19 protein-coding genes and 4 pseudogenes are annotated in these 23,264 nt (G+C 33.3%); 5 read left to right on the top strand and 18 right to left on the bottom strand.

From position 1 onward, the window contains the following. Positions 1-154: 154 nt before the first annotated feature. Positions 155-1,576 (bottom strand): hypothetical protein, encoded by a 1,422-nt coding sequence (locus tag J3D55_RS08155; RefSeq protein ID WP_259130246.1) that lies wholly within the window; start codon positions 1,574-1,576, stop codon positions 155-157. Positions 1,577-1,859: 283 nt separating this feature from the next. On the opposite strand from J3D55_RS08155, the gene J3D55_RS08150 reads away from it, so the two are divergent. Beyond that, positions 1,860-2,360 carry a hypothetical protein gene (locus tag J3D55_RS08150; RefSeq protein ID WP_259130245.1) on the top strand — a complete coding sequence of 167 codons (501 nt, stop codon included), beginning with the start codon at positions 1,860-1,862 and terminating at the stop codon, positions 2,358-2,360. Between the two features lie 28 nt (positions 2,361-2,388). Here J3D55_RS08150 and J3D55_RS08145 read toward each other — a convergent pair whose 3' ends face one another. The 5 genes from J3D55_RS08145 to J3D55_RS08125 all read right to left on the bottom strand — a co-directional run bounded on the left by J3D55_RS08145 (position 2,389) and on the right by J3D55_RS08125 (position 6,625). Next, complete coding sequence (locus J3D55_RS08145) at positions 2,389-3,051, bottom strand: succinate dehydrogenase cytochrome b subunit (protein ID WP_259130244.1); 663 nt, start codon at positions 3,049-3,051, stop codon at positions 2,389-2,391. 161 nt (positions 3,052-3,212) lie between these two features. After that, the gene (locus J3D55_RS08140) at positions 3,213-4,508 is read right to left on the bottom strand and encodes a cryptochrome/photolyase family protein (protein ID WP_259135052.1); all 1,296 of its coding nucleotides are present in this window, start codon (positions 4,506-4,508) and stop codon (positions 3,213-3,215) included. A 20-nt stretch (positions 4,509-4,528) separates the two neighbouring features. Next, entirely contained in the window at positions 4,529-4,987 is a 459-nt protein-coding gene (locus J3D55_RS08135; RefSeq protein ID WP_259130242.1) for an SRPBCC family protein, read from the bottom strand. 304 nt (positions 4,988-5,291) lie between these two features. Further along, positions 5,292-5,942 carry a murein L,D-transpeptidase catalytic domain-containing protein gene (locus J3D55_RS08130; RefSeq protein ID WP_259130240.1) on the bottom strand — a complete coding sequence of 217 codons (651 nt, stop codon included), beginning with the start codon at positions 5,940-5,942 and terminating at the stop codon, positions 5,292-5,294. 5 nt (positions 5,943-5,947) lie between these two features. Then, positions 5,948-6,625: a TIGR02117 family protein gene (locus J3D55_RS08125; RefSeq protein WP_259130239.1), complete on the bottom strand. Its 678-nt coding sequence runs from the start codon at positions 6,623-6,625 to the stop codon at positions 5,948-5,950. A gap of 373 nt (positions 6,626-6,998) precedes the next feature. Here J3D55_RS08125 and J3D55_RS08120 point away from each other — a divergent pair, with 373 nt between their 5' ends. After that, entirely contained in the window at positions 6,999-7,904 is a 906-nt protein-coding gene (locus J3D55_RS08120) for a WG repeat-containing protein (protein WP_259130238.1), read from the top strand. On the opposite strand, the gene queG is transcribed toward J3D55_RS08120, so the two are convergent. Next, on the bottom strand, positions 7,901-8,830 hold the full coding sequence (queG, locus tag J3D55_RS08115; protein WP_259130236.1) for a tRNA epoxyqueuosine(34) reductase QueG: 930 nt from the start codon (positions 8,828-8,830) through the stop codon (positions 7,901-7,903). The genes J3D55_RS08120 and queG overlap by 4 nt on opposite strands. A 99-nt stretch (positions 8,831-8,929) precedes the next feature. On the opposite strand from queG, the gene J3D55_RS08110 reads away from it, so the two are divergent. From J3D55_RS08110 to J3D55_RS08100, 3 genes are all read left to right on the top strand, one after another. Further along, positions 8,930-10,147 carry a porin family protein gene (locus J3D55_RS08110; protein ID WP_259130234.1) on the top strand — a complete coding sequence of 406 codons (1,218 nt, stop codon included), beginning with the start codon at positions 8,930-8,932 and terminating at the stop codon, positions 10,145-10,147. Between the two features lie 90 nt (positions 10,148-10,237). After that, positions 10,238-10,537 carry a rhodanese-like domain-containing protein gene (locus tag J3D55_RS08105; RefSeq protein ID WP_259130232.1) on the top strand — a complete coding sequence of 100 codons (300 nt, stop codon included), beginning with the start codon at positions 10,238-10,240 and terminating at the stop codon, positions 10,535-10,537. Positions 10,538-10,688: 151 nt separating this feature from the next. Next, positions 10,689-11,183: an HD domain-containing protein gene (locus J3D55_RS08100; RefSeq protein WP_259130230.1), complete on the top strand. Its 495-nt coding sequence runs from the start codon at positions 10,689-10,691 to the stop codon at positions 11,181-11,183. A 172-nt stretch (positions 11,184-11,355) separates the two neighbouring features. Here the strand turns inward: J3D55_RS08100 and J3D55_RS08095 are convergent, their stop codons facing one another. From J3D55_RS08095 to J3D55_RS08045, 11 genes and pseudogenes are all read right to left on the bottom strand, one after another. Next, positions 11,356-12,105 (bottom strand): alpha/beta fold hydrolase, encoded by a 750-nt coding sequence (locus J3D55_RS08095; protein WP_259130227.1) that lies wholly within the window; start codon positions 12,103-12,105, stop codon positions 11,356-11,358. A gap of 14 nt (positions 12,106-12,119) precedes the next feature. After that, positions 12,120-13,065: pseudogene (locus tag J3D55_RS08090) on the bottom strand (NAD(P)H-dependent flavin oxidoreductase). Between the two features lie 118 nt (positions 13,066-13,183). After that, positions 13,184-13,681 carry a hypothetical protein gene (locus J3D55_RS08085; protein ID WP_259130225.1) on the bottom strand — a complete coding sequence of 166 codons (498 nt, stop codon included), beginning with the start codon at positions 13,679-13,681 and terminating at the stop codon, positions 13,184-13,186. Positions 13,682-13,765: 84 nt separating this feature from the next. Continuing rightward, positions 13,766-15,137 (bottom strand): annotated as a pseudogene (locus J3D55_RS08080) (peptidylprolyl isomerase). 87 nt (positions 15,138-15,224) lie between these two features. Beyond that, positions 15,225-16,148, bottom strand: a complete 924-nt coding sequence (locus J3D55_RS08075) for a PfkB family carbohydrate kinase (RefSeq protein ID WP_259130224.1) — start codon at positions 16,146-16,148, stop codon at positions 15,225-15,227. Positions 16,149-16,175: 27 nt separating this feature from the next. Then, positions 16,176-16,733, bottom strand: coding sequence for a gliding motility lipoprotein GldD (gene gldD, locus J3D55_RS08070; protein WP_259130222.1), 558 nt, complete (start codon positions 16,731-16,733; stop codon positions 16,176-16,178). 366 nt (positions 16,734-17,099) lie between these two features. Beyond that, positions 17,100-18,144 (bottom strand): annotated as a pseudogene (mutY, locus tag J3D55_RS08065) (A/G-specific adenine glycosylase). An 88-nt stretch (positions 18,145-18,232) separates the two neighbouring features. Next, the gene (locus J3D55_RS08060) at positions 18,233-18,685 is read right to left on the bottom strand and encodes a hypothetical protein (RefSeq protein WP_259130221.1); all 453 of its coding nucleotides are present in this window, start codon (positions 18,683-18,685) and stop codon (positions 18,233-18,235) included. 241 nt (positions 18,686-18,926) lie between these two features. After that, positions 18,927-20,289: pseudogene (locus tag J3D55_RS08055) on the bottom strand (DUF5458 family protein). A 21-nt stretch (positions 20,290-20,310) separates the two neighbouring features. Beyond that, on the bottom strand, positions 20,311-20,859 hold the full coding sequence (locus J3D55_RS08050) for a type VI secretion system contractile sheath small subunit (protein ID WP_259130219.1): 549 nt from the start codon (positions 20,857-20,859) through the stop codon (positions 20,311-20,313). Between the two features lie 156 nt (positions 20,860-21,015). Then, positions 21,016-23,115, bottom strand: coding sequence for a M13 family metallopeptidase (locus tag J3D55_RS08045; RefSeq protein WP_259130217.1), 2,100 nt, complete (start codon positions 23,113-23,115; stop codon positions 21,016-21,018). Positions 23,116-23,264 lie beyond the last annotated feature (149 nt).

Below are 23,264 nucleotides of genomic sequence, written 5' to 3'. Positions count from 1 at the left end.
AAGCAATCTATTGATTTCTTAATTACATTCAGCTTAATTAACTGAAAATATTAATGTTAAAAACAAGAATAAACAAAGTTTATTTTACTTTAGAAAATTAAGAAAAAGGTCATAAAAAAATTATTGAATAAAATTTAAACAAAGAATTAACTCCTTAAAACTTCAGTTTTCTCAGTTTAAAAAAGAAATACCTGTAAATCGGATAGATATGCAGTTTTTTCATCCTTGAAATTTGCGCATGCTTTTTCGTTGGATTTAGAGGGATTTTTGCCAGGTTTTCATCAACGATTTTTAGGATATTCTCATATATTTTATGAAAATATTTATCACGATCTTTTCTTTTGGTAGAAAGTAATAAATTCAACAAATATCGATTATTAAAGGGCGAAATGACGATATTGTACATATTGGAAATCGATTTGGAGCTTCCTGCCCAATTTGGCATTTTGTGCTCCCAATAAATAGAATCTAATAAATGAATGTGATTATTGGTTGTCTTCAACCATTCATTGACGGCATTTTTCTCATAAGATCCATCCTTGATTCCCAAAATGTAACAAATGTTACTTACTGAAATATTTTTCGGCAATGGATCATAAAAATTACGGGCAACCTCGCTGATATTTCCATTAATCAAATACTGATCGGGAAAGTGAAGATTCATAAGTCCGGACATTTTTCGCGCTTTTTCATCATCTTTCCACACCGTGCTTTTATTATTGTCGATACCATTTACTGATGACAGATTGTAATCTATCACTTTCAATTCTTTTGAAAAATGATCCGTAATCTGTTGTGCTATTTTTACATCTTGTCTGCCGTCTTCAGTATTATGATTTAGAACAAAATAATCAATATTTTTTACATTTTTAACAGAAGCAGCAAATAGAATCCTTGAATCCCAACCAGCAGTCACTGCAACACTGATCCTTCTTCTTAAACTCATGCTTTTAATGGAGTTTTCAAGAATATGAAGGGCTTTTTCTGCAACAGTATGATTATTTATTAAAGGTAAAGAGCTTACCGGATAAAAGCGGATATACTTTTTATTAGCTACATCATAATAAAAATTAGAAATCAGCTTACTGATATATTTAAAAGGTGTTTTATGAAAAATGTTTATTTTTTTATCAATAATATATTGAGGTACATCTTCGTGATATTGATTGTTCCCGGAAAGATCATTGATAAAATTGGGTTGCGCGCTTATATATAATTGATCGTCAAAATGAGAAATATAAGTTTCCAATTGACCTGATGCGTCATTGAAAACATACATATTATTATTTTCGAAAAAAAGAAAAATGAAAAATCCTGTTAATTTATTAACCTTTTCAATTTTTTCCTCTAAACTTAAACCTTCAAGCTTTTCAATAATATCTTTATTTGTAAAAGAAGCGTTTTCGTAATCAAAACACTCTCCAAAAAAAATGATATCATGATGAAGTATAAGATTTTCGCGGTTTGAGGAATGAATAACAATATTTAGATTATGATGAAAAAAGATTTCCCCATGATTAATAGGGAAATCAATTTTTTTATTACTTATAATGTATTGAAATGGGGAAATATCCATTATTACTTTTTAACAATTTTCCCTGTAAAGTTAGTATTTTTTCCTACAATTTTATATAAATAAGTTCCTGATATCAAAAATCCAGAGTAAGGTTTTCCTCAGTTTTCTTGCCTTTTATAACTACCTTTTTAACTTTAAACCGATTATCTTAACATCCGTTGAATTTGTTAATTTTCATTATAAATAATAAAGAAGCCAAAAATAGTTTCATCCTTTTTAACAATTTATTTATCTTCGTTGCTTTTTAAAACCTCATATCTAATTTACGTCAAGAAACACCAATATGCCGACCAATGCTTCTCACAAATTGATTCCGATGACAGATTTTGTTATTGAATACTACTCGAATGAAGGATATGCCGATCTTCAGACATTAAGTTTGATGAACAATTATGCCAATCTGTTGAAAAAGCATTTAACGTTGGGAATGTTTATTCCGGTAGACTCAATGGGAAATATTTTGAAAGAACCGAAAAATTACTCTTCATGGAAATCTCTTCCCCACAATCATAAGAGAACAGATAAAATCACTGAAAATGAATATCTTGAAGAATACAAATCCTATCAAAAAGCAGAAAACAAATGTCTTTTTACAGGATTCAAAATTGCTTATAACGGATATTCTGTGGTGAGAATTGTAGCGTCATATGATGAATCGATCGAATTATCTTTTACCAAAAACGATTTTATGTCACAAACATTTAAGGACGTTGAATCGCTTACTCATTTTGACGAAATATATTTAAATAGTGTTGCTTTAAAGAAAATTGGGCTTAATAAATAATTCAAATATTGATTTAATCATATTTATTTCATCTAATAAAATGATGAAACAAGGCAATAAAAATAAAGCAAGCGGGAACAACGATCGCAAAATATTTCCCGAATTTTGTAAAGGCTCTTGCATATTTATTGTTAAATCCCACCGACTGCATTGATGAATAAAAGCCGTGCCACAGGTGAAAACCAAGCAATACAAACGCACAACAATACAAAAATACGCGAACAGGATTCTGAAATTTGTGCACCAGTTCCTCGTAATATCTCGTTTCATTGGGAACATTCATCTCTATAAATTTATAATTAAGCTCCTGAAACCAGAAGTCATACCAATGCAGGCAAAAATAAGCGAGAATCACCGCTCCGGAAATAATCATATTTCTTGAGCTCCACGAGCTGTTTGCCGAACTCGCATTATAAGCATAACTAATCGGTCTCGCTCTCCTATTTTGAATTTCAAGAATAAATCCCATCACAAAATGAAAAACAAGTCCCACAATCAAAATCGGCTGCCCAATATACTGAACAAAAGGATTATACCCCATAAAATGAGAAATCTGATTAAAGAGATCCTCACTAATCACCGACGTGAAATTCAGTGAAACGTGCAACGTCAGAAAACTGATAAGGAAAAACCCCGAAAGTCCCATTGCCACTTTCCTGATAATAGATGAATTCAAGAATTGCTTTGCCATAATTTTGATTATTAGTTGCTCTTTTTTATAATGACAATCGATCTTTTATTTTTGGACAAGACATCAAAAAATAGTAATTAAAATTTACACAAAATCATTGAAACACAAAAACCACTCAAAAAGAGTGGTTTTTAATCGTAATTGTATCTTATTTTAAAGTGTTATTTGTTACTTACAGCTTTACCATACACTTCCAAAGCTCTATTTCTTGCAAAAACATGATCGACAATCGGTTCAATAGTAATCTCTTTTTGAGTAAGCCATTTTTTGATATATTTTTGATCTTTATCAAATTTTTTCGTCTGCTCAGAAGGATTAAAAACCCTGAAATAAGGCGCTGCATCACAACCGCAACCTGCCGCCCATTGCCAGTTTCCGTTGTTGGAAGAAAGTTCGTAATCTAATAATTTTTCTGCAAAATAAGCTTCACCCCATCGCCAATCGATCAACAGATGCTTGGTAAGAAAGCTTGCAACCACCATTCTCACTCTGTTGTGCATAAATCCGGTTTCGTTTAATTCCCGCATTCCTGCATCCACAATAGGATAGCCGGTTTTTCCTTCACACCAAATTTTGAACTCTTTTTCATCATTCCGCCATTGTATATTTTCATATTTTTCTTTAAAAGAATAATGAACGACTTTCGGAAAATGATATAAAATCTGCATAAAAAATTCACGCCAAATCAATTCATTCAACCAGGTTTCGTTGTGTTGTAAAGCAAACTGAACACATTTTCGGATAGAAATCGTCCCAAAACGCAACGCAATTCCCAAATGTGTTGTATGATTCAAAGCCGGAAAATCCCTGTATTGATCGTAGTCTTCGATAATTGATTTTTCTAAAGTTGGTTTTGTATATTCAATTTCAGTTTTCTCGAAACCAATATCTTTCAAACTTGGAAATTTCGGTGCGGAATATTGTAAAAAATGAGAAAAATTAGTTATGAAATTTTCAATTTTATTTGAATTTAAAACCTCTTTCCATTTTTTCGAATAAGGTGTGAAAACCGTGTAAGGCGTTCCATCTTTTTTAACAACTTCATCTTTTTCAAAAATCACCTGATCTTTATAGCTTTTAAAATCAATTTGATTCTTTTTGAGGAAATTTTCAACTTCCTTATCACGTTTTATCGCTTGAGGCTCGTAATCTTCATTGCAAAAAACAGTTTGAACATCAAAATCCTTAATTATTTTTTCAAAAACATCCAAAGGATTTCCCTGAAAAATAGTCAATCCGCTTTTGTTATCTACCAATTCTTCATGAATTCCGTTTAAAGCCTGATGAATATAATCGACCCTTTTGTCGGATTTATTTTCCAGTTTATTTAAAATATCTGTATCAAAAATAAAAATCGGCAGGACTTCCAAACCTCCTTTTAAAGCATATTCTAATCCTGAATTATCTTCCAATCGTAAATCTCTGCGAAACCAGAAAATATTTATTTTATTCTTAATTTTAGGCATATCAGCGAAAATTATTTATTGAAACGTTCTTCCAATATTTTATATCTGTAGTTAAAAATATGTTCTAATTTACTTTTAATGAAAAGGTTATGAGCAATTTCACCTAAAAAACCAAAAGGCAATTCATAATCAATTGTATCTTTCATCAAAACACCGTTTTCATTTTCTATAAATTCATGATGGTGATGCCACAATTTGTAAGGTCCTTTTTTCTGAAAATCGGTAAAACTCTTCTGAAAATCAACCTGAATAATCTCGGTTTTCCATTTCATTTTAATTCCCAATAACGGCGAAACGAAATAATCAATGATCATTCCTTCAAAAATCGCATCGTTTTCAAAATGCGTCAACACAATGAATTTCATGTCTTTTGGGGTAATTTCTGAGAGGTTATTTGCAGAGGAAAAGAATTTCCATGCGGTTTTTAGATCGCAATTTAACTGCTGTTCGCGGAATAGTTGATGTTTCATTATGCTTAAATTGATTAGAAGGATTTGTTACATGCAAAAATCAGACTAAAAATTTTTAATCTAAAATCTATTTATGGTGTAAAATTTACAATTAAAGCTGTTTAAACAAAAAACTTAACCGCAAAAGATACTATTGATGTGCTATCATTTTATTTATTGAGAAAACAAAAGGTAATAAAAGAACAAAAAATCAAAGATTTTTAAAAGCTATTGTGTTCTTATTTACAGTTTAATGATGAACTTAAATAAATGATTATTAATCTCTTGTCTCTTTTGTGGTAAAAATAAAAGTTTAAACAAATTCTTAGTTATAAATCCACATTAAAACAGGTTTGTTCGATTGCTGAAGCATCGGATCAATTTCTTTCATGGCATTATTTGAAATCGTAGGACAACCCCAACCTTCCGGCGAACCTTCTGGAAAAACTTCATCGTCGCTCATCAGATTCCATGAATGAAAAACGATAAATCTCTTCAAAGCATTGTTGTTGCTTTCTTCCAAACCGTGCATTAAATATTTCACATGAATTCCCCAATCGCTGTAACCACGACCTTCCAGCTTATATTTCCCCAAAGCCGAAAGATGGCTTCCGTCTTCATTGCTGAATTTTGGCTGATCTTTAGAATCGTCCTCGCTCCAAGAATTTGAACCACAACCGTGACCGACCAAATATTGTTTTGAAATAGAATTTGCTTTAAAATCCCAAATAAAAAACCTTTTCACTCCGGAATGCAGACTCATATCAATAAGAATACAAAAATCTGTATTAAAGTTTTTGGATTTGCAGAATTGCAGGGCTTCTCCGGCTTTACGTTTTGTTTTATTTATATCAGTTTCAGGTTTCTTTTCAGCAATTGTTTCAGAAGTTTGTTCTCTCACATTACTTTTCTTTTTCGATTCTGTTGTACACGAAATGAAAAGAAAAACGGTAAAAATTAAACTTAAACTTTTCACTTAAACTATTTATAATGCAGGAAAATCCCGTAATCAGAAGGTGTCCAAAGTGCCGCTTTTTGTCCGGCAGATTTTAAAGCATCGTTCGCCCAAGTGTTGCAGGTATCGAGGAAGCTGTATTTTCCTTTTGCATCGTAAAAAGCGTCATTATCGCTGTAAACCGCATTGGTAGGAATAAAAATATAATTTCCGTTTTCACTTTTATCAAATTTTTGATCTACAAATTCAACCAATTTTTTGTATTGATTTTTGCTGATCATAATCATTTTACAGTCGTCTCCTTCTTTCATTTCTCTGTAATAAGAACAATGCATCGCAGATTCGCTCAGCCAGAAAGCAGCTTTAAAGGCCGTTGAGAATTTCAGATCTGCCCAAGTTGGCGTGTCCAGATAAAAACCTTTATCGCCCCAACCGACTCCTACATAATTGTAATCTGTCTTTTTAGATTTTGTATTATTAAAAGGAATTTTGGTTCCCCAATCCTGAAGATCATTTTTCACAGGCATTACAATATCGGTATGAACGCCGTTGGTGTAAATATAAATTGGAATTTCCTTCTTTTGTCCGTCATCTTTAGCAGAAACTTCGATAAAAGGTAGTAAATAACCCATCGCCACGTATAAAACAACGATTCCTACAATGATTCCTATAGTTTTGAGAATGAGAAACAGCATTTTTTTCACAGATATGTTTTTAATTAGGGTTAAGAAAATTTAATTTACAATTTTTCGTAAAAGTATTTGTTTTAATCGGAATTTTCGCTAAATTTAAGTACGAAATAATCATAAATATGCACAAAAACGCTAAATCCAACAAAAGATTTAAAGTAAGAGTAAAAATAGCTCCCAAAAGAGTACAAAAAAAACGTTGATTTTTTGGTGAGTTTTCTCTCCTTAAAGTCAATTTTTCTTTTAGAAAGGGCTTTTTAACGATTTTACTTCAATAAATCTTCACCTCTTTAAAATTAAAAATTTAAAGAATGGTCGTTTATCCGCTTTACTTTGGAACACCTAAAATTCCAAACGAGGATTTATCACCAAAAATTTCAACTCTATTTTGAAAAAATTCATTCTATTTTTCGTTTTTGTCTCCACTTTTTTGTCCGGTCAAGCCAAAAAACTCTTTTTTAAAGTCGAAAAAGATACCATTATCAGTATTGTCGATGAAAATGGAAACATCCTTATAAAACCTTTTTCATCTTATTATTCTTATACTAATAATGAAGAAATTACCGATGGAATCATTTATATCAGTGAAAGAAATGAGCCACCTCATTATGTAAACCGGGAAGGTAAATTTCTTTTTACTCCTTATTTTTATGATAATGGACCTGATTATCCTAACGAATATTCGATACGATTTACTGATAAAGAAGGAAAAGTAGGGATTGCAGATCTGTCCGGGAAAATTTTAATTCCTGCAAAATATGATTACTTATCTGCTTTCAATTTTGGTTTCACATATTATTGTCAAGGTTGTTACTTCGACAGAGAAAAAGATCCTGAACATCCACCTTTAGTAAATATTAAAAACTACGGATATCTCGATCGAAACGGCAAAGAAATCAAACTCAATCATAAAAGAATTCACAGAAAAGATACCCAAGAAGAAAATGGAAAATTTGTTCCTTATCAATTTTCTTACACCGATTTTGAGAAAAATATTCTGAAAAAATTAGAAAAAAACACTGCAAAAATCAACAAAATAAATCTCTCTGAAGGTTTACCGCTTACTTTTGAAATTATCAGAAGACCAGATTCGGATAATCCATATTATTTTATCAAAATGTATCGTTTTCAGAAAGATGCAGATTTTTCGACCGACAATGATAATGCGGAAGGTTTTAATTTTTATGCAGATAAAAAAGGAAATCTCTTTGTCAATCATTTAGAAAACATCAAAGACCATTATCAAAATATTTTAATTCCGTTTGAGGAATGGTTGAAATTATCGGATTATTAATCTTCTAAAAACTTGATATTTCGCTGTAATCCTGCGAATTTGGTTCGTTTTACAGGAGATTTTCTGAAAATTTCTGAGAATAATTCTTGCGTAAGCTCTTTCCACTCTCCTTTTTTGAAGTTTTTCAATGCTTCATTGGGTCTGAATTTACTTTGAAGATTGGGTGCAGAAAATCTGTTCCACGGACAAACATCCTGACAAACGTCGCAACCGAACATCCAATCATCCATTTTATCTTTAAAATAATCGGGAATTTCGTCTTTTAATTCAATGGTTGCGTAGGAAATACATTTGCTTCCGTCGATTAATTTTTCTGAAACAATCGCCTCAGTCGGACAAGCGTCGATACATTTTCTGCAAGTTCCGCAATGATCCGTCGTTTCATGATCCGGAATGAGTTCTAAATCACAGATAATTTCTGCTAAAAAATAGAACGACCCGTTTTGCTTTGTAATTAAATTGGCATTTTTTCCGACCCATCCAATTCCTGATTTTCTTGCCCAGCTTCTTTCTAAAACCGGTGCAGAATCTACAAAAACACGAAATCCAAATTCACCGATTTCTTCCTGTAATTCGGCAACCATGTCACGGAGAATATCTTTTATTACTTCATGATAATCTTCGGCATAGGCATATTTTGAAATCTTAAAATTCTCTAACGTTGAAATTTTTTCTTCCGGAAAATAATTATAAGAAAGGGAAATCACTGATTTTGAGCCTTCAACCAATAATCTCGGATCGAGTCTTTTATCAAAATAATTTTCCATGTATTTCATTTCGCCATGGAAATTATTCTTCAGCCAAGCTTCCAAAGGTTTTGCCTCTTCTTCCAAAAAATCTGCTTTCGAAATGCCACAGTTTTGGAATCCGAAACTTTTTGCTTTGGATTTTATTAACTGAGAATATTTTTCGGCACTTGAATTCATGATTTACCCTTGCAAAATTAAGATTATTTTATAATTTTGCTGCCCTTTAAGACCATCATTTAAAAAGGTCTGAATTCTTATAAAACTTTAAATTATCCCATGAAAAAAATCAGCCTGTTTGCAGGACTCGTTTCCGTTTGTCTTTTTAATGCTCAAATCAAGTTTGAAAAAGGTTATTTCATCGACAATTCCGGACAAAGAAGTGATGTTTTAATTAAAAATCTTGACTGGAAAAATAATCCTACAGAATTTGAATATAAAACCGAAAGCTCTTCAGATATCAAAAAAGAAAATATTAAAAACATTCAGGAATTTGGAGTCGATCAGGAATCAAAATACATTAGAAAAACAGTATTAATCGATTATTCTTCTGAAATTCTGGATAAAATATCACAAGAAAGAAAGCCTGAATTTAAAGAAGCAACCGTTTTTCTGAAATACTTGGTAGAAGGAAAAGCTGATCTTTTCTTTTATGAAAATAATGACATCCAGAAACTGTTCTTTAGTGTGGATGATTCTAATGTAAAACAGCTTGTTTACAAATCGTATTACCTTACAAATTCACAGATTACTTACAATGAAGATTATAAAAACCAGCTTACAGAGAACCTGAACTGTGGAATTGATGGCAAACAAATTCAAAAATTAAAATATCAGCCAAATGATTTGACAAAGGTCTTTATGAGCTATAATGCGTGTTCTAATGGAACTAATACCGTAAATTATAATCAGGTAACGGAGAAAAAAGATCTTTTTAACCTAAATATAAGACCGGGAATTAATTTTTCCAACCTTAAAACGATCAGTTCATCGTATTATTATGCAGACGAAGTCACGAAGTTTGACAGAGAAGTTTCTTTCAGAATCGGACTGGAAGCGGAATTCATTTTACCATTCAATAAAAATAAGTGGGCTATTTTTGCGGAACCAACTTATCAATATTACAAATCTGAAACAGAATCTATCGTCTATCCCGGACAGTTTTTTGAAGCAAAATCTACAAGAAGTACAGATTATAAATCGATTGAAGTTCCGTTTGGAATCAGACATTACTTTTTCTTAAATGACAAATCAAAGGTATTCATTAATGCCGCGTATGTTTTTGATTTTCAAATAAATTCTAAGATACAGTATGATTATCAGACGTTAAATATCAACTCCGGAAACAATTTGGTATTCGGTATCGGATATAAATATAATGATAAATTTTCGGCTGAATTCCGTGCCTCGACAAACAGAAATATTTTACAGAATTATAATAACTGGACTTCAAAATATCAAACCATGTCTCTGATCTTAGGTTATACTTTGTTTTAATCGCCAAAAAAACCTTATTGAAAGCATAAATTATCATTAAAATTTTGCGTATTTTCGTTTAACTTTTTAATATTAAAAACCAAAATAGTTATGTCTTTATCAGAAGTTATAAAATCAGGAAATTATGAACTCATTGACGTTCGTGAGCCAATGGAGCTTGAAATGGACGGAAATATCGAAGGTGCTAAAAATATCCCTCTTGGTGAAGTAGAGGAAAGACAAGATGAAATTCTGTCTATCGAAAAACCAGTGATCATATTCTGCAGAAGTGGAAACAGAAGCGGAAAGGCATTAGAATATCTTAATTCACAGGGTTTACAAGACGGCTACAACGGCGGAGGCTGGGCTGAATTGAAGGCAAATCTGGAAGCAAATCAAGGAACTTTTTAAGTTCCTTTTTTTATTTAAATACGTACATGATGGATTTAAAAGAAAGATTTCAACACATTTGTTTCCAACATTCTCAGGATCAAAATCTTATTGACAATTTATGGTCTGAAATTGAGAAAAAGTATTCTAAAAAAAAAGACATTATCATGATTTGGAACATCTTGAAAATATGTTTTCTGAGATCGATTCGGTAAAAGATAAAATCTCAAATTTCACTCATATTTCTTTTTCCGTTTTTTATCATGATGTGATTTATGATGCGTCTTCAAGGATTAATGAAGAAAAAAGCGCCGAGTTTGCTAAATTAAAACTGCAAAAATTAAATTTGAATTCGGATTGTATTGAAAAAATTTCTGAGCAAATTATCGCCACAAAAGCGCATCAACAATCTATAGATCGTGACACCAATTATCTTTTGGATGCTGATCTTTCTATTCTTGGAAAAGATTTAGAAACTTATATTGATTATACTAAAAAGATCAGAAAAGAGTATTCTATTTATCCGGATTTGCTTTATAAACCTGGAAGAAAGAATGTACTGAAACATTTTTTAGCTCTTGAAAATATTTTTAAAACGGAGGATTTTCGGGAAAAATATGAAGTACGGGCGAGAGAAAATATTCGGTTTGAAATTGATCGTTTGTAGATTGATTTATGTTTTGGCTAATGCCGATCTTTGTGTAAAAATGAAAGCGAACTAAAGTCCGCTCCTATTGATATTTTTGAGTTTTGTCATTTATTTGACCAAGTTCCTTCATCACTCCTCCAAAAAAAGGGAATTTTAAATATTGATAAATTACAGTTGGCTCTTTATAAATTCAATAGATTTTTCTAAAACAACCACCGGAAACTTCTTTGTGTGGTGTATGTCCAACATTTGGAATGATGAATTTTTCTACAATTCCGCCTACCTGCGAAATTGTTTTTTCAAGCTGATCCAACGTTCCGTAATCATCGGATTCTCCCTGAATAAACAATAACGGACTTGTGATATTCTTTAATACATATTCGATATTCCAGCTTCTGAAACGGTCGCTGAGCCAGATTTCCGTCCATGCTTTTACCATCATTTCGACTTTATCACCGTGATATTTTTGCAAACGTTCGGGAAGATCGGTTGTCTTGTAAGCTTCAAATGCATCTTTAACACCCTTTACCGTTACGTCTTCCACGAAAATATGTCCGGCTTCACAAATGGTTGCTTTTACTTTTCCAGGGTATTTTGAGGCTGTAATTAGCGCAATTGTTCCTCCGTCGCTGTGACCGAAGAGAATGGCGTCTTTTATATTCAATTCATTCAGCAAATCATTGAGAAGATCAGCTTCAGATTCCATATAATTATTTTCTCTTTCGTGGGTAAGCATTGGAAAAGACTTTCCATAACCTAAACGATCGTACACTAAAACGTTGCATCCAGTCGCTTCAGCCAATTTTGCAGGAAAATCCCTCCAAAGTTGAGTACAGCCGAGAGAATCATGTAAAAAGACGATTGTCGGCTTATTTTCAAACGAATTGTTGGATTCTATATAAAGTTTTTTACTCTGTACATCGATAATCCTACCTTCCATCAACTTAAACTTACTTATAAATTTGGATTATTTGCGGCTTCAAATTCTTTTAACAAATTCTGGAAAACTGTTTCCACTGGCAAAACATCATCAATTAACGCTGAAACCTGTCCGATTTCCAGTTCGCCATCTTCCATATCCCCTTCAAACATTCCTTTTTTTGCTCTTGCGCGACCTAAAGATGCAATCAGAGACTCTTTATTTCTTCCGGTATTGTAGATTTCTTCAAGCTCGTTAAAGAATTTATTTTTAACCATTCTTACAGGCGCTAATTCCTTCAATGTCAAATGAGTATCACCTTCCTGAAGCTCTGTAATTTTATTTTTCCAATTATTGTGCGCACTTGCTTCTGTAGTCGCAGCAAAACGAGAAACCGATCTGAACTCCGTCTGCTCCGAGAATCATGGCTGCTTTTATTTGAGAACCTAAAGCAATTCCACCCGCTGCGATTAATGGTTTTGAGATATGTTTTCTCACATTCGGAATCAGGCAGAACGTTGTCGTTTCATCTCTTCCGTTGTGACCTCCCGCTTCAAAACCTTCTGCAACAATGGCATCAACTCCTGCATCTTCACACTTCATTGCAAATTTTGTTGACGAAACAACGTGAGCCACTTTTATTCCTTCCTTTTGAAGCGTTTCTGTGTAGGCTTTCGGACTTCCGGCAGATGTAAAAACAATTTTCACGCCTTCTTCCAAAATAATATTGATAATTTCTTCTAAATTAGGGTAAAGCAAGGCGACATTTACACCAAAAGGTTTATCGGTAGCCTTTTTACATTTCTGAATGTTTTCGCGTAAAATATCGGGATACATGCTCGCAGAACCGATTAATCCCAATCCGCCGCAGTTGGAAACCGCCGAAGCCAACTTCCATCCGGAATGCCAAATCATTCCCGCCTGAATGATAGGATATTGTATATTAAATAGTTGCGTAATTCTATTTTGACCTTGCTGCATTTCGTGAAGTTTTTTAGCCGAATTAAAATCTATAAAATTGCTCATGCTGTAAAAATACTAAAAACTGTTGTTTTCATTGAATAAAAAATGGGTAAAAATCGTTTAAAATAAAGGTTTATTAAGATTTAAAATCACTTAAAGTATCATCAATAAGAGAACTTATTTTTAAAAATTTATGAGCTAAATCAGATATATCGTTTTGAATTGTATCTAAGTTTAAATCAATCCAGCCTTCCATTAAAGTTAGCGGACCGAAGTTGACGCTTACATTTTTCCAGTCTTTTTGATGTTCGACAAATTGAGTTCTGAATTTTTCGGCGAAATTTCTGCTTGAAATTTTATAACCTTTCAGTTCACGAAGTTTTAAAGCATGAATATTATAGTATAATTTTCTTTCTTGAATTGTTTTATCATGTACCCAAACAGAAAAAAATATTCTGCTTTTTGAGTTTAATGGAGATTGAAAATCATTTGACCATTCAGCTTTATAAATTTTCAATGCTATGGATTCCAATACTTCCTCTACAGATAATGTAAGTCCAATATCTTCGAATTCTTTTTTAGGGACATTTTGAAGTGCCTGTTCGACTTTACTTTTATAAAAATTAAAATCCATCATTAATCGTTTACATCAAAAATAAGAACTTTCGCGAAATGTAGGGCATAAAAAAAACCTCCAGAAATTCTGAAGGTTTTGATATTATTTTTTAACTGAATCTTTTTTCCAACTTCCTTTGAAGTTACACGAGTCATAACGACCGTTGATGGAAATAAATATGATCGGAAGTTTCGAATTTACAAACTTTTCAACCATTTCATTTCGCTTTTTGTTCAGCGCCATTTGCTTGATTCTGTCGTAATCTGTTTCCAAAGTAATTTGGTGTGCAGGAATTACGTCTTCAACTTTTATAATTTTTACAACTTTTCTTTCTCTCTCATCAACATCATCAAAAGCTGTCGTGATGTCTCCTTTATTCAAACCTGCCAATTCGTAGCTGATTGTTCCGGGAACAGTCTCTCTTTCGATTTTATTAGAAACCATCCGAACCAGGAATTACCCCTGCGTTGAATTTTGTCTTTTTATCATCAGAATATCTGAAAGTTGCGTCCTTGAAAGTCATCTTTCCGCTACTGATCAAACCTCTGATACTGTCTAATTTTACTTTTGCAGTTTTAATTTCCTCATCAGACGGTGTTGCCATCAAAAGAATATGTCTTGCATCATAGATCTTTCCTGATTTTTTAACCAGTTGAATAATATGATATCCGAATTCTGATTCTACAGGATCTGAAATTTCTCCTTCCTGAAGGTTCAAAGCAGCAGCCTCGAAAGGCTTTACCATTTGACCTTTAGAAATATTCTTCATTAAACCTCCATTTGAAGCCGTTCCTTTATCCTCAGAATAAATTCTTGCCTGACTGTCAAACGTTTCTCCACCTTCAATATCCTTCTTGATTTTTTTAAGCCTCTTAACCAAATCATCTTTATGAGCTTCCGTTAATTTAGGATACATCATGATCTGAGATAATGAAACCTCATCTTTAATCTCAGGCAACTGAGCTTTATATAAGGTATAGAAATCAGTTACTTCGTTTGGTGTAACATCTGCTTTCTCTGTAACTCTCTGATATTTAGCCTGTCCGTAATATTGATCTGCATCGATTTTCTCGATGGCATTTTTCATTTCGTATCCATTTCTGAACTTATAAGCTGTCAACATCGATTTTTCGTCAGGAAACTGAGAAAGTAACTGTTGATATTTTGCATTTGCACCTTCTTTGATCTGTGCAGAACGGTTTTCAATTAAAGTATCTTTTTTTGCTTCGTATACAAGAAGTTTGTTATTCAGAAGGTTTTCCAAAAACTCACACTTATCTATGTTAGAAGCTCCCTGCTGTTTTGCATAATTCATCTGCTCGTTCACGTCAGACTCCAACACAATTTCATCACCGATTACAGCAGCAATTCCATCCACTAAATCTCCCTGTTTTAGCTGAGCATTCATCGTGTTCGTTGCGAACAACATGATGAAAATTCCAAAAAGAAAAGTGATCTTAAGTTTATTTATCATTTTACTATTTTAAACAAGTTGCAAATTTAGAATTCTTAATGAATTACACTAAATTTTTTATTATAAATATTTCTTAAAAAGACGTATTTATTGTAGTTCCACGTCGAAAGTCGTCAATTCTTTAAATTGTCTCAATCTTTCGAACATATCAGATTCATTTACTTCCTGAATTCTTTCTGTCCCGAATTTCTCAACCGTGAAAGAAGCCATTGCCGAACCTACGATTAATGCAGACTTCATGGTCTCAAAATCGAATTTCCCTTTTTTAGCCAAATAAGCCGCAAAACCACCTGCGAAAGTATCTCCAGCTCCCGTCGGATCGAAAACATCTTCCAATGGCAACGCCGGAATCGCAAATACTTTGTTATCATGGAAAAGTAAAGCTCCGTGCTCTCCTTTTTTGATAATTACATAGTCAGGTCCCATTGTATGGATTTTCTTAGCTGCCTTTACCAAAGAATATTCTCCGGAAAGTTGTCTTGCTTCTTCGTCGTTGATTGTGATGACGTCTGTTTTAGCAATCATATCCATCAAAATATCCAAAGCAGAATCCATCCAGAAATTCATGGTATCAAGGATAACCAATTTCGGACGGTTGTTCATTTTTTCAAGAACTGAAAGTTGTACTCCCGGATGAAGATTTCCTAACAATAAAATCTCCGCATCCTGCATCGAAGCCGGAATTTTCGGATCGAAGTTTTCCAAAACATTCACTTCAGTAGCCAATGTGTCTCTTGTATTAAGATCGTTGTGGTATTTACCAGACCAGAAGAAAGTTTTTCCTTCTTTTACGATTTCTATTCCTTCGATATTGATGTCTCTATCTGTAAACATATCAAGGTGTTCTTGCGGAAAATCTCCTCCTACTACAGAAACGATCCCGGATTTAACACCCAAAATAGATGAAGTGATCCCGATATAAGTCGCCGCACCTCCTAAAATTTTATCCGTTTTTCCAAATGGCGTTTCGATTGCGTCGAACGCAACACTTCCTACAACTAAAAGTTTCATATTTTTTTCAAAGTATTTTAAAAGTAATTATTTTTTCCATTCAAATGTGTCCAGCAAATGCATCATATCTTTCTTGATATAATCCACTGCGGGAGCCAAAGAATCGGGTTTTGGTCTTGTGTTAAAGTATAAATAGGCAGTCACAAAGTGTTTCGTGCTGTCTGTAATGTAAAATTGAAGATTGGAAGCACTTTGTCCTTTTAGCTCATAAAAATTTCCGTATACCTTTTTTTCAGGGTATTCGAAAGATTTTGTATCGATCGCACTTGCCTTAATCGTATGTTCGTAAACCATTTTTTCAGCCTCCTGAATGTGAGACGCAAAATCATTCTGTATCGGATAATACGTTACAAAAATTTTCGCTTTCATTTTCGGGTAATTCAGATAATACCAGCAAGGTTTTTTGGCATCAGTCATTTTTGCAAAATCAGAATACTCAAAGGTATAATTACAGTTGTTTTCAAATTTCTGATATTTCGGGGTCGGATATTCCAAACGCAGCTCTCCGTAAGGCTTTGGAGAAGCTTCTTTACCGCAAGACACCAAAAGTAAGGCTACAAAAATAAAAATGGCGTTTTTAAACATTTTGCAAAAGTACAAATTAGATTTCAGATATTGGAAGACAAATTTCAGGATTTCAATGAGTTTATGTTTGAATTTGATAAACTTAAATTTTATTTAAACTTTATGTGGATATTTGTTTTAAACGCAAACGTCGCTAAGTTTTTTTGACTACTACTTGTTTTTAAGTTCGCAAAGGCGTTTCACTCAGCAAAGAACGGTGTCATTGTCATTCTGAATGGAGTGAAGAGTCTTTAATAATCATAATCAATCAGCACCACGTTTGTCATTCCATAGGAATCTCAGCAAAAATTTTCAAATCTTAATTTAAAAAAAATGCCTAGATTCCTATGGAATGACAAACGATATGGAAAATTCTTTACCTCACAATTACAGAATCAGATACGCCGTATGATAGTTTTCAATATAATTTTCCAAAGGTTTCGGGAACGATTTTTCGTGAGAAACCTTCAACATTTATGACAATGAAATCATTTTTAGCAATAAAATCTTTCCAAACGATTTCTGAATCAACCTCAACATTAAAAATTTCTATGCTTAAATTTTTGTGCGTCAACTTATGATTAACAATTTTTGCACTTTTAATGAAAGGCATTAATTCCTCAGAAATCTCAGGCGGAAATTCGAATAGTTTTTTCCAGATAAAATCATCTTTTCTTTGCTGAATTAAAAAATCACCGTTTCTGTGTACGAAATAATATTTCAACCCTAAATCCTGCGCTTTTACTTTTTTTGTTTTAACAGGAAATTCAGAAACTTTATTCATTGAAAAAGCCAGACAGTCTTCGTTTAAAGGACATTCGTTGCAAAAAGGATTTTTTGGTTTACAGATTTCAGAACCCAAATCCATCATCGCCTGATTAAAATCTCCGACATTTTCGGGTAAAACCAGATGCGCCAGTTCAGAAAAATAATTGAAAGCTCTGGAATTTGAAATATCAAAATCGTCTGCAAAAACGCGGCTTAAAACACGATAAAAATTACCGTCAACGGCAGGCATTTTTCCATCAAAACAAATACTGGAAACCGCTGCTGCCGTATATTTCCCGACTCCTTTTAATTTTAAAATCTCTTCGTATTCATGAGGGAAAACTCCATGATAATCATTCATAATCTGCTGTGATGCTTTATGAATATTGATCGCTCTCGAATAATATCCCAATCCTTTCCAATACAGCAAAACTTCATCTTCCTGAGCTTCAGCCAAGGTTTTTACGTCCGGAAATCTTTTAATAAAATTATTATAATGACCTAATCCCTGATTGATTCTCGTCTGCTGAAAAACAATCTCGCAAATCCAGATTTTATACGGATCTTTTGTCTGTCTGAAAGGGAGATCTCTGGCGTTTTCTTTATACCAGTTCAGGAGTTTGTTGCCGACTTGTCTGAAGTTCGGATTTTCTGTATTTTTCAAAAATTGCTTGCTTTAATTTTGAGAAAATTATATGTTCTCATTTAAACCATGAAGGTTTGAGCACGTTATAATATTGTGCAAAGATAATTTAATTTTCTTTTTTCACAGAATAAACCGGAGCGCCCTTCAACCATTGATATTTAAGATGCTTTTGCTCTGCAATAAAACGATAACCTTCCAGTTTTTTAAGGTAAATGTAAAATTCAGAATTTCTTTTAAACATGAGTTGCTGATTAGATACAAAATTAAACGGAAAAACGACAATAGAATCTCTTGTTGTCTTCAAAACTTTTCCTTCATTCACTCTGTAAATAAAAATCGATTTTCCTCGTCCTGAAGACCGGTCAATCAGTTTAATATTCGAAGAAGAAACAACCATATCGCTTGCATCAAGACATTCTTTTTCATTCATGATGTACGCTTTTCCTTGCTGTCTTTCGTCTGAAAAAAGGTCAATCGGATGATCTTGCTGAAGTTTTTTCTCTTCACAACTGAAAATAATGAGAATTATTGGCAAAAAGTAGAGCAGCCTGCCTTTCATATTCATATTTTTTAATGATTTGGTAGAAAAAAAACCGATGTGAAATTGCACCGGTTTTAATATTTTAGAGTTTATTTAAATTTATTTTAAACATTAAGAAGTTAAAAAGTTCTATCTGCTATAAAGAAGTATTAAGAAATTTAACAAAGTCAAATAATAAGCTTTATGCCTTAATCAACCTTAACAACTTAAATTTTCTTAATGGTTAAAATTTTCAAATAACCTTTCGATTTAGATTAAATTAATCTTGGATATATTCAGCATCCCATTCGTTACCGTCATCTCCTTTGTGTCCGTCTAATTTAATAACGAAACTTTTTGTAGGGAAATAAGGTGTTAAACGAATATCCAGCCAAACTCTGTCTTTGTTCACTTTATCCTGCTCGAAACGAACAATCTTGAACTTTTCGATCAGTTTATCGGCTCCTTTAATACCGTCTAAGAAAGTTACGATCTGTCTTCTTAAATCGTCTTCGTTTCTTGCATTCCAGTTTTCAAAGGCTCTTCTGTTTAAGAAATCAAGCAAAACTTTCGTTACATAATCGAATACACGAACCACAGAATACGTCTGAAGCCCAATGTTGTCTCCTGTAAACAATGTTTTTGCAGAGAAAGCCATGATTTTTCCGTATTCATTTACCATCGGAACCAATCCCATTTTTTCCAACTGAGAAATTTCGCTTTTCTTCAATTCGAATTTTACGGCATCAACCTCGTTAATGTTACCATGTTTTTTACCTGCAGCAACCTGCGACATCAATGTTTTATGGATTTTTCCTGCCAATGAAGTTGAAGGCGGAAGTTCTACGTTTTCTTCTTCACCTACTTCTTCAGCTCTTCCACGACCAACCAACCAGTTACACGTCATAATCACGTTACTTCTGTGCAATTCGCCACCTGTAAGATTTGCAGAGTGGAATAAGTCTACAACGTCGTCCGGTTTATCAAGATTTGCGAAATCTGTCACCATCATTACTTTGTTTTCGTTACAGATCTTCGCCCATTTTTCAATGACTTTATTAGATCCCAAATATCCCGGAATTGCCAAGATAGAATAGTTATCTCTAAGATCTAAACGGTCGTAATAGTTCTTAAATTCGTCTGCAATAGCATCGATAAAAATAGGATTATCCAAGTCTGAAACCTGATCTAGACTTGCATTCACAATGCTTACATTGTCTACTTTATCAAGCTCGGTATTTTTGTAGAATTGAGCGACGGTTTCTGTAGTTGGTTTCCATCTGACGAACCGCGTCCAATGTATTTTTTAAATTTGATTTTAAATTTTGATCAGCAGACTGTGCTTTTGTTTTGCACACATCAGCCATTTTATCAGCAGATTCGTTTCCTTCCAAAAGATTCATCCAAAGGTTGATTTTTTGAAGAAGCTCTTTTCTTTCGTCTGCTTTATTTCCGTCAGTAAGGAAGATTTCCTTTCTGGCTTTTCTCGTCGGGTTCATGTTTGCGATGCCGTCTACAACGGATTCTACAAAACCAAAACCACCTATTTTATTGAGCTCGGCAAGCGGATTACCTTTCGGTTGCCCTGTTTGTTGTTGCTGCCCTTGTTGTTGGTTCTCAGCTGCCTGTAATTTACTATCCATGATTAATGTAAAGTCTTTAGATTATTTTTCAAGTTCTTGTGCCACTTCTTTCAATACTTCGACAAACGCAGCTCTTGTCTGATCGTTTTCCAACATATTACGCAGAATTTTATTCGTTTTCAACTGACGGACAATTTTGTTGTATTGTTCCTGCTCCATGCTGAGCTGTTGTAAATAATCTGATTTCTGAGTAAGATTTTTCGGGGTGAAGTCCGCAAGATTCTGAAAACGGAACTCCTCTTCTACTACATTACCGTCCTCCGTTTCGTGTTGTACCGCCACAGAAGGTTGGAAATGTTTGAAGACGTCGTCCACAGTCTTTAATCCTGTTACAATTTCAGGAACATAAGATTCGTCTGTCGTAAGCTGGCTAACAATCAGCGACTTATTCTCCTGAATTTCCTGGATAGCTTCATTAGCGTCTACTTTTACTTCGTTTCCGCCAACGCCATAATTAAACATTGCCATATTATTATTATTTTGAGATTTTATATTTTGGTGTGGACCGTATTTATCAGCATCAAATAACTGACCAATCCAATGTTTAAATTTAAAAAAAAACTGTAACATACAAAATTTTGTTAAGAATTTTCTTGAAATATTTAATATAAATAGTTAAATATTAATGAAAACTCTATTTTATGGTATTACTAAACTAGGAAAAATAAATAAAAAAACGCATCATTATCTGACGCGTTTTTCGTTTCTAACAATTTTTGGCTTGTCTTACCAAATTTTTATTCTGTCCTGAGGAGCTTTATACATTTTGTCTCCAGGCTTTATATCGAATGCTTTGATGAAAGAATCCTGATTCACCAACGGACCAAATGCTCTGAAAACTCCCGGAGAATGCGGGTCTGTTTTCACCTGATTCGTCATATACTGATCGGTAGATTTAGTTCTCCAAACTGTAGCCCAGCTCATGAAAAATCTCTGATCCTGATTGAAACCACTGATTAATCCCGGGTTTCCGTTATCCTTTAAATACATTTGAAGCGCATCGTAAGCAACCGCTACACCACCCAAATCACCGATATTTTCACCGCTTGTAAATTTACCGTTTACAAAACTTCCTTTCACAGGTTCATAACCGCTGTATTGAGCCGCTAACTGCCCTACTTTCGCATCAAAATTCTTTCTGTCTGCATCGGTCCACCAATTATTTAAGTTACCGTCTCCGTCGAATCTCGAACCGCTGTCATCAAATCCGTGAGAAATTTCGTGACCGATAACTGCTCCGATTCCACCAAAATTAACTGCAGCATCCGCTTTTGGATTGTAGAAAGGCGGTTGAAGAATGGCAGCAGGGAAAACAATCTCGTTATTTGAACCGTTGTAGTATGCATTTACCGTTTGCGGAGTCATTCCCCATTCTGTTCTGTCAACAGGTTTTCCTATTTTGTCTAAGCTTCTCTGATATTGCCAAGCGGAAACATTCTGAAGGTTTGAATATAGATTTGCACCTGCACTCGGAGATTCTACTTTCAACTGAGTGTAGTCTTTCCATTTGTCAGGATATGCGATTTTTACTGTGAATTTCGATAGCTTTTCCTGAGCTTTTACTTTCGTTTCAGGAGACATCCAATCCATATCGTTGATGTGCGTCTTAAATGATTTTAAAATATAATCAATATAAGTTTCCATCTGCTGTTTTGCTTCAGGAGTGAAATATTTTTCAACATACAATTTCCCGAAAGCCTCACCAAGAACACTGTTTACAAGAGAAAGACCTCTTTTATTCATTGGTCGCTGTTCTTTTTGACCTTGAAGGTATTTAGAATAGAAATCAAATCTGATCTGCTCTAAATTTTCATCCAAATTGCTTGCATTACCATTAATTAAATGATATTTCAAATAATCTTTCAACAACGGAAGGTTCTTTTGAGTAAGGAACGAATCCATGTTCTGGTAATATTTCAATTCGCCAACAATCACTTTATCGGTATTTACTCCCGCATCAGTTAAGTATTTTGCAAGGTTGATATTTTTAACTAAAGCAGGTAATTCAGATATATTTTTTGGATTGTATCTTAAATTAGCATCTCTGTTCTGCTCAAGCGTCAATAAATAATTTGCCAGTTGTTTCTCAAAATCAACAACATTTTTTGCAGCAGCATCCGAATTTTTGTATCCTAAAACGCCGAATAATTTCCCAACGTAAGTTTGATATTCTGCTAAAGTTTTTGTGTTGGCTTCATTTACTTTTTGATAATAATCTCTTCCCAAACCAAGATACGGACCGCCAAGATAGACCGCATTCATCTTAGAATTCTTCATATCTGCGCTCACTCTCCATCCATAAAAAGAATTATCGCCTAATTTTGTTGCTTCTAACAAATATTTTTGAAGATCATTGATGTTTTTAATAGCATCAATTTTTGCTAAATCACCTTTAATCGGAGCTAAACCATCTGCATTTCTTTTACTCGTATCCATAAAAGATGCGTACAAATTCTGAATTTTTTGCCCTTCAGAACCTGTTTGATATTTTTCGGATAAAATTTTGTTTAAAATATCCAGAGAAGCATCATCCACATTTTCTCTCAACGCATTGAAAGATCCCCAACTTGCTTTATCAGAAGGAATCTGAGTCGTTTTCACCCAATTTCCGTTTACGTAGCTAAAAAAATCATCTTGCGGACGAACGCTTTTATCCATATAAGATAAATTGATTCCCTCCTCTTTTGCTTCCATTTTTTCCGGTTCTACAATTTCAACAGCTTTCATTGTCTCAGGTTTTTGAGTATTGGCAGTTTTGGTTGTTCCACAAGAATTAAAAAATACCAAACCTGAAAAGGCAAGTATTCCGATATTTAGCTTTTTCATTAACGATTGTTTTTGATTTTACACAAACTTACCAAATATACGAAATTTGATTTTATTTAAAATTATGAGTTATAAGTTATGAATTATGAGTGAAAACAGTATATGAAAAGTCTAAGTTTTGGCTAAAGCCTTTTGATTTTGTTTAATTG

Source organism: Chryseobacterium ginsenosidimutans, from assembly GCF_024807225.1.
GTDB lineage: Bacteria > Bacteroidota > Bacteroidia > Flavobacteriales > Weeksellaceae > Chryseobacterium > Chryseobacterium ginsenosidimutans.
The sequence above is the reverse complement of the archived record's forward strand: the minus strand, read 5'-3'. Positions and strand labels throughout refer to the sequence as shown.

Coding starts and splice junctions, on each gene's coding strand:
- queG (WP_259130236.1), bottom strand. CDS start 8,830: ATGAATTCAAGTGCCGAAAAATATTCTCAGTTAATAAAATCCAAAGCA.
- J3D55_RS08105 (WP_259130232.1), top strand. CDS start 10,238: ATGTCTTTATCAGAAGTTATAAAATCAGGAAATTATGAACTCATTGAC.
- J3D55_RS08095 (WP_259130227.1), bottom strand. CDS start 12,105: ATGGAAGGTAGGATTATCGATGTACAGAGTAAAAAACTTTATATAGAA.
- J3D55_RS08050 (WP_259130219.1), bottom strand. CDS start 20,859: ATGTTACAGTTTTTTTTTAAATTTAAACATTGGATTGGTCAGTTATTT.
- J3D55_RS08045 (WP_259130217.1), bottom strand. CDS start 23,115: ATGAAAAAGCTAAATATCGGAATACTTGCCTTTTCAGGTTTGGTATTT.
- J3D55_RS08085 (WP_259130225.1), bottom strand. CDS start 13,681: ATGGATTTTAATTTTTATAAAAGTAAAGTCGAACAGGCACTTCAAAAT.
- J3D55_RS08135 (WP_259130242.1), bottom strand. CDS start 4,987: ATGAAACATCAACTATTCCGCGAACAGCAGTTAAATTGCGATCTAAAA.
- J3D55_RS08110 (WP_259130234.1), top strand. CDS start 8,930: ATGAAAAAAATCAGCCTGTTTGCAGGACTCGTTTCCGTTTGTCTTTTT.
- J3D55_RS08060 (WP_259130221.1), bottom strand. CDS start 18,685: ATGAAAGGCAGGCTGCTCTACTTTTTGCCAATAATTCTCATTATTTTC.
- J3D55_RS08145 (WP_259130244.1), bottom strand. CDS start 3,051: ATGGCAAAGCAATTCTTGAATTCATCTATTATCAGGAAAGTGGCAATG.
- J3D55_RS08150 (WP_259130245.1), top strand. CDS start 1,860: ATGCCGACCAATGCTTCTCACAAATTGATTCCGATGACAGATTTTGTT.
- J3D55_RS08075 (WP_259130224.1), bottom strand. CDS start 16,148: ATGAAACTTTTAGTTGTAGGAAGTGTTGCGTTCGACGCAATCGAAACG.
- J3D55_RS08155 (WP_259130246.1), bottom strand. CDS start 1,576: ATGGATATTTCCCCATTTCAATACATTATAAGTAATAAAAAAATTGAT.
- gldD (WP_259130222.1), bottom strand. CDS start 16,733: ATGTTTAAAAACGCCATTTTTATTTTTGTAGCCTTACTTTTGGTGTCT.